The organism is Pseudaeromonas sp. HNCC25DJ182, from assembly GCF_055413365.1.
The window spans coordinates 110,079-122,908 of the sequence record NZ_JBVAYG010000009.1 but is presented as its reverse complement, the minus strand read 5'-3'; the positions used below and the strand labels follow the sequence as shown (position 1 = coordinate 122,908).

Annotated in this window: 9 protein-coding genes; 2 read left to right on the top strand and 7 right to left on the bottom strand. The window is 57.3% G+C overall.

What is annotated here, in order from left to right:
• Nucleotides 1-95 precede the first annotated feature (95 nt).
• Entirely contained in the window at nucleotides 96-659 is a 564-nt protein-coding gene (locus ACZYUB_RS09370) for an acetate uptake transporter (protein ID WP_460881900.1), read from the top strand.
• A 268-nt stretch (nucleotides 660-927) separates the two neighbouring features.
• On the opposite strand, the gene sstT is transcribed toward ACZYUB_RS09370, so the two are convergent.
• Nucleotides 928-2,190, bottom strand: coding sequence for a serine/threonine transporter SstT (gene sstT / locus ACZYUB_RS09365; RefSeq protein ID WP_463947370.1), 1,263 nt, complete (start codon nucleotides 2,188-2,190; stop codon nucleotides 928-930).
• A 244-nt stretch (nucleotides 2,191-2,434) separates the two neighbouring features.
• Here sstT and ACZYUB_RS09360 point away from each other — a divergent pair, with 244 nt between their 5' ends.
• Entirely contained in the window at nucleotides 2,435-4,363 is a 1,929-nt protein-coding gene (locus tag ACZYUB_RS09360; RefSeq protein ID WP_463947368.1) for a RecQ family ATP-dependent DNA helicase, read from the top strand.
• Between the two features lie 92 nt (nucleotides 4,364-4,455).
• Here the strand turns inward: ACZYUB_RS09360 and purF are convergent, their stop codons facing one another.
• From purF to ACZYUB_RS09330, 6 genes are all read right to left on the bottom strand, one after another.
• Complete coding sequence (gene purF, locus ACZYUB_RS09355) at nucleotides 4,456-5,976, bottom strand: amidophosphoribosyltransferase (protein ID WP_463947367.1); 1,521 nt, start codon at nucleotides 5,974-5,976, stop codon at nucleotides 4,456-4,458.
• A gap of 42 nt (nucleotides 5,977-6,018) precedes the next feature.
• On the bottom strand, nucleotides 6,019-6,501 hold the full coding sequence (locus ACZYUB_RS09350) for a CvpA family protein (protein ID WP_460883385.1): 483 nt from the start codon (nucleotides 6,499-6,501) through the stop codon (nucleotides 6,019-6,021).
• A 129-nt stretch (nucleotides 6,502-6,630) separates the two neighbouring features.
• A complete protein-coding gene (serS, locus tag ACZYUB_RS09345; RefSeq protein ID WP_463947365.1) occupies nucleotides 6,631-7,929 on the bottom strand; it encodes a serine--tRNA ligase in 1,299 nt (432 codons plus the stop codon).
• Nucleotides 7,930-8,155: 226 nt separating this feature from the next.
• Nucleotides 8,156-9,490, bottom strand: coding sequence for a replication-associated recombination protein A (locus ACZYUB_RS09340; RefSeq protein WP_463947363.1), 1,335 nt, complete (start codon nucleotides 9,488-9,490; stop codon nucleotides 8,156-8,158).
• Nucleotides 9,490-10,098, bottom strand: coding sequence for an outer membrane lipoprotein periplasmic chaperone LolA (gene lolA / locus ACZYUB_RS09335; RefSeq protein WP_463947361.1), 609 nt, complete (start codon nucleotides 10,096-10,098; stop codon nucleotides 9,490-9,492). The genes ACZYUB_RS09340 and lolA overlap by 1 nt, the downstream gene beginning before the upstream one ends.
• A 60-nt stretch (nucleotides 10,099-10,158) precedes the next feature.
• Entirely contained in the window at nucleotides 10,159-12,798 is a 2,640-nt protein-coding gene (locus ACZYUB_RS09330) for a DNA translocase FtsK (protein WP_463947359.1), read from the bottom strand.
• Nucleotides 12,799-12,830 lie beyond the last annotated feature (32 nt).

The window sequence follows — 12,830 nt, the reverse complement described above, 5'->3', positions numbered from 1 at the left end:
CCGGCTTGCCTCTAGAATCGCGCGCGCTCATCCACACTATTTTGGATGCTACTCACCCAGTGCATCCCCACCACCTTTGTTTTGGAGAACAAACCGTGAACGAAAAATTGGCCAACCCCGCCCCGCTCGGCCTGATGGGCTTTGGTATGACCACAGTGCTGCTGAATATCCACAACGCCGGCTTTATGCCCATCAGCGCCATGATCCTGGCCATGGGTCTGGCCTATGGCGGCCTGGCGCAAGTGATCGCCGGTATCCTGGAATTCAAAAAGGGTAACACCTTCGGCCTGACCGCCTTCACCTCTTACGGTTTCTTCTGGATCAGCCTGGTATTCCTGATCCTGCTGCCGAAGCTGGGTCTGGGCGATGCCGCCGATGAGTTCGCCATGGGCTGGTACCTGCTGATGTGGGGCATCTTCACCCTGTTCATGTTCTTCGGCACTCTCAAAGGCCCGAAAGCGCTGCAGTTCGTATTCGGCTCTCTGGTCGTGCTGTTCGGCCTGCTGGCGGCGCGTGATTTCCTGGGCAATGCGACCCTGGGTACTATCGCCGGTTTTGAAGGGATTGTTTGTGGCGGCTCCGCCATTTATCTGGCCATGGCTGAAGTGCTGAACGAAAAATTCGGTCGCACCGTACTGCCTATCGGTGAGCCCAAGTAACGGTAACCACCCGTAACCGTTAAGCTGCACCCATCAGAAGACCGCCTTGTGCGGTCTTTTTTTTATGGTCTCAGCCCGCTTTCCCAACCCGCAGTTCCCCCCAAAAAACTGACGCATACCATCTCGCGCTAGCCGCTTTGGCAGCGGCTTGACAAAGAGTGTATCGCTTCCGAGTAAAGAGTTGCCCCATGCTACACATCATTAGAGCAGAGCCAAAAGTAAGGGCGCCCATCAGGCGCCCTGTTGCATATCTTATTCCGCGTCTGGATCAGGCGTCGGCGGGCTCGATATCCACCTCGGCCGTGGCCTCGGGGACGGTGCTCTCTTCGGCCATACAGGCCGCGGCGGTAAACAGCACATCGGTCGAGCTGTTAAGAGCCGTTTCAGCCGAATCTTGCAGCACGCCGATGATAAAGCCGACCGCAACCACCTGCATGGCCACATCGTTGCTAATCCCGAACAGGCTGCACGCCAGCGGAATGAGCAGCAAGGAGCCTCCGGCCACACCCGATGCCCCGCAGGCGGCGATGGTCGAGACCACGCTCAGCAGCAGCGCGGTTGCCAGATCCACCTCGATACCCAGGGTATGCACGGCCGCCAGAGCCAGCACCGAGATGGTGATGGCGGCGCCTGCCATATTGATGGTGGCCCCCAGGGGAATGGAGACGGCATAGGTCTCTTCCGGCAGCTTCAGCTTTTCACACAACGCCATGTTGACCGGGATATTGGCCGCCGAACTGCGGGTAAAGAAGGCGGTGACGCCACTTTCACGCAGACAGGTCAGTACCAGCGGGTATGGGTTGCGCTTGAGCTTCCAGTAGACGATGAGCGGATTGACGACGAAGGCCACAAACAGCATACAACCCAGCAACACCGCCAGCAGATGGGCGTAGCCCAGCAGTGCCGAGAAGCCGCTTTCGGCCAGCGTCGAGGCCACCAGACCAAAAATCCCCAATGGTGCACAGCGGATCACCCATTTGACGATACTGGAGACCGCGTGAGAGAGATCCTGGATCAGCTCCTTGGTGCTGGCATTGGCATGGCGCAGCGCCAGCCCCAGGCCGATAGCCCACGCCAGAATACCGATGTAGTTGGCTTCTATCAGCGCCTTGATGGGGTTGCTGACCACGCTGAACAGCAAGGTGCCCAGTACTTCGCTGATGCCGCCCGGCGGTGTGATATCGGCGGTATTGGTGGCCAGCTGCAGCTCCGATGGAAAGGCGAAGCTGGCAACGACACCGACCACAGCCGCGCAGAAGGTACCGAACAGGTAGAGGATCAGCAGCGGACGGATACTGGTTTTCTGTCCCTGTTGATGGCTGGCAATGGAGGCAGCCACCAGAATAAACACCAGTACCGGCGCGACGGCTTTCAAGGCCCCGACAAACAGGCTACCGAGTAAGCCCGCCAGTTGTGCCTGTGCAGGTGCAATCCAGGCCAGCAGGCAGCCGAGTACCAGACCGACCACAATCTGGCTGACCAGCGAGGTGCGTTGGAGCAAACGAATAAGGGGATTGGTTGATGGTTTCATAGCATATCCATGGCTGTGAATGTGTCATTAATGGGTCCATTTCGCCGCATACCTTCCTGACATATGCGGCAAATCCGCCACAGAATACCTGAATACTCGGCCATTTCCCCGTATGAATGCGTGGTAAAAGGGTTCAGATGTCGAATTTATGACCAAACGCAGATTTGACAGGTTTCCGGGGGCTCGGGATGCGAGAGCCCCATGCTAATCTGATGCCCTTTTCACGCCTTGTGAGTCCAGTGCCATGGTTTTGTCCTCCTTACAGCAGTACTTCGGATTCTCGACCCTAAGACCCGGTCAGGACGAGGTGATCGCGCACATTCTGGCCGGACATTCGGTGGCCGCCATTTTCCCGACCGGCTCAGGCAAGTCACTGTGCTATCAATTCCCGGCCCTGCATCTACCCCACCTCACACTCGTCATCTCCCCCCTGCTGGCCCTGATGCATGATCAGCTGGAGTTTCTGCGCAGCAAGGGGATTGCCGCCGCGGCGCTGGACTCGACACTGGATGCCAACCAGAGCCGCGAGCTGATGACTCAGGTCGAGCGGGGTGAGCTCAAGATCCTGATGATTTCGGTAGAGCGCCTGAAAAACGAACGCTTCCGCCGCTTCATCGCCCGTATCCCGCTCTCCTTATTGGTGGTCGATGAGGCACACTGCATCTCGGAATGGGGCCACAACTTTCGCCCCGATTATCTGAAGCTGCCCAGCTATCGTCAGCAATTGCAGATCCCTCAAGTCTTGCTGCTCACCGCCACGGCAACCCCTGCCGTCATCGCCGATATGCAGCGCAAATTTGCCATAGCGCCGGAGCATGTGGTGGCGACCGGCTTTTATCGCGCCAATCTGGATATCAGCGTCTTACCCGCCCCTCAAGCCAGACGGGACCAGATGCTGCTGCAGCTGATTGCGCAAGCACCTCGACAGCCGACCATCGTCTATGTCACCTTGCAGCAGACGGCCGAGCAGGTGGCGGCCTTACTGCAGCAGTCCGGTATCCAGGCGCAGGCCTATCATGCCGGTATGGGATCCGAGGAGCGCGAAGCCATCCAGCAGGGATTCATGAGCAATCGGCACGACTGCATCGTGGCCACCATTGCCTTCGGCATGGGCATCGACAAGGCGAATATTCGTCGGGTGGTCCATTACGATCTGCCCAAATCGATAGAAAATTACTCCCAGGAGATCGGCCGCGCCGGGCGGGATGGTCAACTCGCCCACTGCACCGTGCTGGCTAGCCGTGAGCAGGTCCCGGTACTGGAAAACTTTGTCTATGGCGACACCCCGGATCGCACGAGCATCACCCAGGTATTGGAAGAGATCCGTACTAGCCCGGCGGAATGGGAAATCGTCCTGCTGCGCCTGAGCCAGCGCTGCAATATCCGGTTGCTGCCGTTGAAGACCTTGCTGGTCTATCTGGAGCTGGCTGGCGTCATAGCTCCGGCCTATAGCTATTTTGCCGAGTTCCGCTTCAAGTTTATTCAGTCGCCCGAGGAGATCCTGGGCCGCTTCCATGGCGAGCGCCGGCAATTTCTGCAACTGGTGTTTGCTGCCGCGCCGCGCGCCCGCAGCTGGTGCTCGCTGGATCTGGCCGAGCTGGCTCGTCTGGGTGCAGAACGCAGTCGCGCCGTTACCGCGCTGGATTATCTGCACCAGCAAGGCTGGATCGAGCTGGAAAGCAAGCAGATGACCGAGGTCTACCATCGACTGGCACTGCCGGACGATTTGCAGTCCTTGAGTCTGCAACTGCACCAGCAATTTCTGGATAAGGAGCAAAGCGAGCTGCAACGCATTCAGCAGATGGTGCAGTTTTTCGGCTCGCCAAACTGCCTGAGCCAGCAACTGGCCCACTATTTTGCCGACACCCAGGCGCCGCAGCGGTGCGGTCACTGCTCCAGCTGCCGCGGAACCAGCGCCATATTGCCGGAGGCTGCCCCCTCCAGCCTGCTGCAAAGCGCACCGCTGGAGAGTTGGCTGCAGCAATTACAGCACGCCTGTCACCCGCACCCGCTGACACCCCGACTGGTTGCCCGCCACCTGTGCGGCCTGATGACGCCGCTCAGCAGCCAGCTCAAATTACCCGGGTTATCCAGTCATGGTCGTCTGGCTCAGATCCCATTCGCCGAGGTCGAAGCGGCTGTCCAGCGGGGACTGAGTGGGCTTCATCCCTAGCCGTTTAACACTTGTCTGACGATTGCAACGCTCATAAAAAAAGAGCGGCCTCCGCCGCTCTTCTCGTATCCCCTGATGTAAAGCCAAGAACCTTAGTTCTCGCCGTTATACATCTCCAGATCGGCAACCCCTTCGTTCCACTCGCGAACCGCCTTGGCATCATCGTTGCGCAGGGAATTCAGGAAGTCGAGGTAGGCTTGATCCACATCGCCGGTGACATACTGGCCGCTGAATACCGAGGTCTCAAACTGGGTCAGAGCCGGATTGCCTTCACGAACAGCCGCTTCCAGATCCGCCAGATCCTGGAAGATCAGGCCATCAGCCCGGATCATGGTGCAGATTTCGCTGACATCGCGGCCATAGGCGATCAGCTCGTTGCTGGTCGGCATGTCGATGCCATAGACGTTCGGGAAACGGATCTCGGGAGCCGCCGAGGCAAAATAGACCTTGGCCGCACCGGCTTCACGAGCCATATCGATGATCTGGCCTGAGGTGGTACCACGCACGATGGAGTCATCCACCAGCAGTACCTTCTTACCCTTGAACTCGGAGGAAATCGCATTGAGCTTGCTGCGCACGGACTTCTTGCGCTGGGTTTGACCCGGCATGATGAAGGTACGGCCAATGTAGCGGTTCTTCACAAAGCCCTGACGGTAGGGTTTGTTCAGGCGCTGGGCGATCTCCAGAGCGATATCACAGGAGGTTTCCGGGATCGGGATGACAACATCGATATCCAGATCAGCCCATTCCCGTTTGATCTTCTCACCCAGCTTCTGTCCCATATGCACGCGCGCGGCATAGACAGAGACCTGATCGATGAAAGAGTCCGGACGGGCAAAATAGACGTATTCGAAGATACAAGGACACAGTTTGGGATTATCGGCACATTGACGGCTGGTCAGCTCACCGTCCTGGCTGATGTAGATCGCCTCACCAGGCGCCACATCGCGCATCAGCTCGAAGCCCAGGATATCCAGCGCCACGCTTTCGGAGGCCACCATGTACTCCTGAGTTCCATCGTCATTCAGACGACGCCCCAGCACCAAGGGGCGGATCCCGTTCGGATCGCGGAACGCGACCATGCCATGACCGATGATGAGCGCCACCACGGCATAAGCACCGCGCACCTGACGATGCACACGGCTCACAGCAGCAAATACATCATCCGGACGCAGTGGCATATCCACGGCACGTTCCAGCTCGTGCGCGAAAACGTTTAACAACACTTCAGAATCAGAGGTGGTGTTGATGTGACGGCGGGCCAGTTTGCTTTGCTGTTCACGCAGCTCCTTGGCGTTGGTCAGGTTACCGTTGTGCGCCAGCGTGATGCCAAACGGCGAGTTGACATAGAAGGGTTGGGCTTCCGCGGCGCTGGAGCTGCCTGCGGTGGGATAGCGGACATGGCCAATGCCCATGTTGCCTTTCAATCGCTGCATGTGCCGGATCTCGAACACATCCTTGACCAGACCATTTGCCTTGCGTTGTTTGAAATTCCCATCTGCGATGGTCACGATGCCAGCGGCATCCTGGCCACGGTGTTGCAACACGGTCAACGCATCATAAAGGGCCTGATTAACCGGGGTGGTGCCCACTATACCGACGATACCACACATGTCCTTGTTACCTCGAGGTCACTAGTTACTGAATAAAACGGATCATTTAATGAAACTTGATGAGCTTTTCATGAACTCGAAAAACCAGTTCACGACCACACCAAATTCCGGAATGAGGACGGATTTTTGCCACCACACCGCGCTGTGCGCGCTGGTAAAGGTGTCCATAAAAAATAGCAGGGCGCTGACAATCAACACGCCGCGGATAGCGCCAAAACAGATGCCCAGCATGCGATCGGTACCCGAGAGCCCGGTCTTGTCGACCAGAGTCGCAATCACATAGTTGACGATAGAGCCCAGGATCAGGGTGGCAACAAACAACACCACAATGGCCACACCATTGCGGATCAGCGAATCGGAGATGGATGTGAAGAATACGGCCAGATCGCCGTAGAAGTTGCTGGCCACAAAAAACGCCGCAAACCAGGTCAACAATGAGAGGGCTTCCTTGACGAAGCCACGGATCAGGCTGATGAGTGAAGACAAGCCGATCACAGCCAGGATAGCGAAATCAATCCAGACCACAGACACTCCACGGGCCGCTAAAATTGCGGCGCATTCTAGCAAAAACGATTGCGCATTGCTTGTGAAAAAGCGGTGCTACGCAGCTTGGAAAACGAATCGGGGCCGCATAAGCGGCCCCGATGTTATCACTTACCCGATGTGGGTCAGACCGCCCATGTAGGGGCGCAACACGTTCGGGACTTCAATGCGTCCATCGGCCTGCTGGTAGTTTTCCAGCACAGCCACTAGAGTACGTCCCACGGCCAAACCGGAACCGTTCAGGGTGTGCAGCAGCGTTGGCTTGCCGTCGGCGCCCCGTACCCGAGCTTGCATCCGGCGCGCCTGGAAATCGGCACAGTTGGAGCAGGAGGAGATCTCGCGATAGGTATTCTGCGCCGGCAGCCAGACTTCCAGATCGTAGGTCTTGGCGGCCGAGAAACCCATGTCACCGGTACACAGGGTAATCACCCGATACGGCAGTTCCAGCAATTGCAGCACCTTCTCGGCATGGCCCACCATCTCTTCGAGGGCATCCCAGGAGGTTTCAGGGCTCACCAGTTGTACCATCTCGACCTTGTCGAACTGATGCATACGGATCAGACCCCGGGTATCGCGACCGTAAGAGCCCGCTTCGGAGCGGAAGCAAGGGCTGTGCGCCGTCAGCTTCAGGGGCAGATCTTTTTCGTCGGTGATGGTATCGCGCACGATATTGGTGAGCGGCACTTCCGCGGTCGGGATCAGGGAGAACTTCTTGACCTTGCCCTCTTCGTCGCCTTCGCCGGTGATCGCGGTATGGAACAGATCGTTATAGAACTTCGGCAGCTGACCGGTACCCTGCAAGCTGTCGGCATTGACTAGATAAGGCACGTAGCATTCGGTATAGCCGTGTTGCTGGGTATGCAAGTCGAGCATGAATTGCGCCAGCGCACGGTGCATGCGGGCAATCTGTCCCTGCATCACCACAAAGCGGGAGCCGGAAATCTTGGTGGCGGTGGCAAAATCGATGCCTTTGACGCCTTCCCCCAGGGCCACATGATCCTTGGGTTCGAATTCGAATTGACGCGGCGTACCCCAGCGGCGAACTTCGACGTTATCGCTCTCATCCTTACCGGCGGGCACCGAGTCATGGGGCAGGTTCGGAATAGCCAGAGCCAGGGCTTCAAGCTCGGCCAGTACTTCATCCTGTTTGCGTTTGCAGTCGTCCAGCTCGGAGCCCAACTCACCTACCTGCGCCATCAGCGGTGCGACATCTTCGCCGCGACGCTTGGCGTCACCGATGGCCTTGGAACGGGCATTACGCTCGGCTTGCAACTCCTGGGTCCGGGTTTGCAACGTCTTGCGTTGCTCTTCCAGGCCATTGATACGAGCCACATCCAGAGTGAACCCCCGGGCAGCCAACCGTTCTGCCGCTTCGATGATATCAGCGCGCAAGTATTTGGGATCTAACATGTCTGACCTGCTTGTAGTTATTACTTGGTAATGAAAGAGAGCTTACCGATGCCGGGTTAACTCGCGCGCCACACAACAGAAGGCGGTGGCTCGGGTCAAGGCAAAGACAAACTTTTAGTTGGCAACGAGTCTATCAAAATCCGCCGCTGCCTGTCATGGTCGGCACCAGGATTCCTTGCGCCAAGGGTTCATTAGGCTTTCGTACCATACGACGCCTGAGTATCGATCAGCGATAGCGCTTGCGCGGGCTTTGGGCATCCAGCTCGGCCAGGTACGCCAGCTTCTGGGCAATCTGCTTTTCCAGCCCCCGATCGCTGGGGTGGTAGTACTGCCGATCAGCCAGCTCCGGCGGCAAGAAGCACTCCCCGGCGGCATAAGCACCCGGCTCATCATGGGCATAGCGATACTCGGCCCCATAACCCAGCTCACTCATCAAGCGGGTCGGCGCATTGCGCAGATGGGCCGGCACTTCGTAATCGGAGAGCTGCTTGGCATCCTGCAACGCCGCCTTCCAGGCGACATAGACAGCATTACTCTTCGGCGCACAGGCCAGATAGACGATGGCCTGGGCGATAGCGCGCTCCCCTTCGGCAGGACCAACCCGGGTAAAACAATCCCAAGCGGCCAACGCCACCTGCATCGCTCGTGGGTCGGCATTGCCTACATCTTCGGAGGCTATCGCCAGCAAGCGGCGCGCCACATACAGCGGATCGCCACCGGCCGCCACGATGCGGGCATACCAGTAAAGAGCCGCCTGGGGAGAAGAACCCCGGATCGATTTGTGAACCGCGGAGATCAGGTCGTAATAGACGTCGCCCTGATTATCAAACCGGGCCATTCGCTCACCGGTCACCTCGGCGAGCAAGCGCCTGTCAATCAGCTTGCGGCCATCCAGCTCCTCGACCATGTCATTGAGCAGCTCCAGATAATTCAGCGCCTTGCGACCGTCGCCATCCACCAGTTGCACCAGTGCCTGTAGCACTCCTTCGGCAAACTCCAGCGGCTCATGGGCCAGACCCCGGGGATCGGTCAGTGCCTGACGGATGATGGCTTCGATGGCGGTCTCATCCAGCCGCTTGAGCAGATAGACCCGAGCCCGGGAGAGCAAGGCGTTATTCAGTTCAAACGAGGGATTCTCGGTAGTAGCACCGATAAACGTGATGGTGCCATCTTCGATATGGGGCAAGAAGGCATCTTGCTGGCTCTTGTTGAAGCGATGGACTTCATCGACAAACAACAAGGTGCGCACGCCGCGAAATTTGTTATCCCGCGCCTTGTCGATGGCAGCCCGGATCTCCTTGACCCCGGAGGTGACCGCAGACACCCGCTCCACCTCAGCCTGGCAATAATGCGCCATCAGCTCCGCCAAGGTAGTTTTACCGGTGCCCGGTGGCCCCCAGAGGATCATGGAATGGCAATGCCCGGCTTCGATGGCACGACGCAACGGCTTGCCCGGGGCCAGCAGATGTTCCTGCCCGATATAGTGCTCAAAGCACTCTGGCCGCATACGGGCGGCCAGAGGTCGGAAATCAGCGGAAAAATCCAGTGACAGGGTACTCATCAGCGTTGATCGTCGAGAGTGACACCATCCGGAATCGTAAAGCGGAAGGTCTGCGCCTGGACCGCCGGATGCTGGTTGACCTGACTCAGCTGGAATTCGCTGCGTTGTCCTTGAGCCTCATTGACTTCGAAGCGGCTGATTTGTGATTTGCCATCAAACACGATGCGCAATGACTCGATGCGCTGGTTCTTCTGCTTGCTGGTGACAGTAAAGCTGTCGTCCTCTTTAAGAATTTCGTAGCGCTCCCACAGCTTGGGATCGCTGCTGGTGATCAGCAGGAATGGAGTATTTTGCACCGCAGTCGCCAACTTCATCACCGAAACCTGCTCGACGAAGGGATCGTATAACCAGACATCGGATCCATCAGAAACAATCAGGTTTTCATCCGGTTGCTTGGTATCCCAGCGGAAACGATCCGGCCGCGAGACCAGCATCTCACCCGATGATTGCTGCAACTTCTTGCCTTCAATATCGAACACCGTCTGTTCAAAATGGGCAGAAAACAACTTCACACTAGCCAGTTTGGCCTTCAGCTCTCCGGCATCATCGGCCATCACCGAGGTCGCCACCAACATCAGGGTCACCGCTACACGGTTATAAAACTTCATCGTGGATCCTCTTCCCTTGGTCGATTGAATCAGGCTAATGCTATTCATCACACATCGGCATTAATCGCGCATCGGTGCTGGCGCCAATACGTCACGCTGACCGTTGCTTCCGGGCGGACTGACGATGCCCTGCATCTCCATCTGATCAATGATCCGTGCCGCACGGTTGTAACCAATCTTGAAACGGCGCTGCACACTGGAGGTCGAGCCCCGACGGGACTCCACCACAAATGCCACCGCTTCGTCGAACAGAGGATCCAGCTCCTCATCGCTACCGGCATTCTGTTCGCCCGGTAACAGGGTATCACTGGTCATCTCACCGCTGAGAATTTCCTCAATGTAGTTCGGCTCACCACGTAACTTCCAATCCGCGACCACCTTGTGGACTTCATCATCATCGACAAAGGCACCGTGAACGCGGGTCGGAGTACTGTCGCCCGCGGGTAAATAAAGCATATCCCCCATCCCCAGCAGCGACTCCGCACCTTGCTGATCCAGGATGGTTCGGGAGTCAATCTTGGAAGAAACCTGGAACGAAATCCGGGTCGGGATATTGGCCTTGATGAGGCCGGTAATCACATCCACCGAGGGGCGTTGTGTCGCCAGAATCAAGTGAATACCTGCGGCCCGCGCCTTCTGGGCAATACGCGCAATCAGCTCTTCCACCTTCTTGCCGACGATCATCATCATGTCGGCAAATTCATCGATGACCACCACGATCTGCGGCAATTTTTCCAAGTCTGGTGCAATAGCATCAAAGGTATCACCCGGCTTCCAGAACGGATCCTTGATCGGATTGCCGCTGGCATGGGCTGCGGAAACCTTGGTGTTGTAGCCCTTGAGATTACGCACGCCCATAACCGACATCAACTTGTAACGCCGCTCCATCTCTCCGACACACCAGCGCAGGGCATTGGCGGCATCTTTCATATCGGTGACCACTTCGGTCAGCAGGTGCGGAATACCTTCATAGACCGACAACTCCAGCATTTTGGGGTCGATCATGATAAAGCGCAGCTCTTCCGGTGTGGCCTTGTAGAGCATGGAGAGGATCATCACATTGACCCCCACCGACTTACCGGAGCCGGTGGTGCCAGCCACCAGCAGGTGCGGCATCTTGGCCAGATTGACCACCACAGGATCACCTGCGATATCCTGGCCCAACACCATAGTCAACGGGCTTTCGGCACTGCGGAAACGATCGCAATCCAGGACCTCTTTCATATACACGGTCTGGCGCTTGGCATTCGGTAACTCAATGCCCACGTAGGGCTTGCCGGGAATTACCTCGACCACCCGCACACTGACCGCCGAGAGAGAACGGGCCAAGTCACGGGACAAGCTGGTAATTTTGCTGGCTTTCATCCCGGGAGCCAGGTCGAGTTCGAATCGGGTAATCACAGGGCCCGGATAACAACCGACCACCCGAGCCTGAACGTTGTAATCCGCCAGCTTGGCTTCTACCAGCCGGGCCATCCGCTCCAGTTCATCCGCAGACATCATCTGGGTCTTCACCGGCGGGGTATTCAGCAAATTCACTGAAGGCAGCTCCCCTTCCACCTTCGGCTTGGGCTTGATCGCCGCCAATGCCGAGGCCAGTGACTGGGGCAATGCGGTTTGCGCAACCGCAGGGACAACAGCAGGAACTGCAGCCTGTGCCGAGTTGTCCCATGGCAAGGTCAGCTCCTCCTCATCATCGTCATCCACTGCCGTCATCACTGGAGCCTGTGGGGCCGCTCTGTTCACAAGCGGTGCAGTGACGGCAGCTTGCATGGCCGATGATGGGGCCACAACGGTTGTTGATGCAGGCGCTTGTGTCGCAGAAAAATTCATCACCGGCTCACGGCGACCCGTGGTTGCCGTGACCGATGGGCTGGCGATATAGGGCTCATCGAAGCCATCATCTTCATCGTCATCATCCAGCTCGGGTTCAGGAGCAGGACGGCGGTTGAAGGAAAAACGAGGGGCTTTGGCTACCGGTTCACTGGCTGCAACCACAGGCTTGATCACAACGGGCAGATCATCGTCATCATCGTCAAATGCATCTGGATCGGAGATCGGCTGATAGCCTGCCTTACGAGCAAACCAACCCGCAATACGGCTCGGCAAGGTCACAAAGAAATGACCGGAGCCGGTTATGCACTCCCCCATCTTCTCGACGATCATGATCCACGACCAACCGGTAAACAGCGTGATACCGGCAGCAATGCAGCACAACAAGACCAGCGTACTACCCAGATCGCCCAGCACCGGCAGGATGCTGGTATAGATCATGTCGCCGATCAGACCACCGGAGGAGAAGTTATAGATATCGGTAAAGTTCATGCTTCCCAACGCCGACATCGACAGGAACAGCACCAGGAAACCGAGAATGCGCAAGCCCAAGGCCAGGTAATCAACCTCGAGCAAGCGGTAGGGACGCCAGAAAATACTCCAGCCTAAAAACACCAACACAGCCGGGATCAGGTAGGCAAAGATACCAAAGACAAAGAAGGTGAGATCGGCGATCCAGGCACCGGCACTGCCGGCGGCATTGTGTACCTTTCCGCCCCATGCGGTCTGAGACCAGCCCGGATCAGCAGGATGATAAGTCAATAGGGCCAGCAATAAGAAAAGAGCGCCAACGCTCAGGACAATGAGCCCTGTTTCGAAAATGCGCTGAAACCCGGAAATAGGTGTGAACTTGTTGCTAGCCGTCAAACCCCGACTCCTTTTTTAGAATAATTAAACCT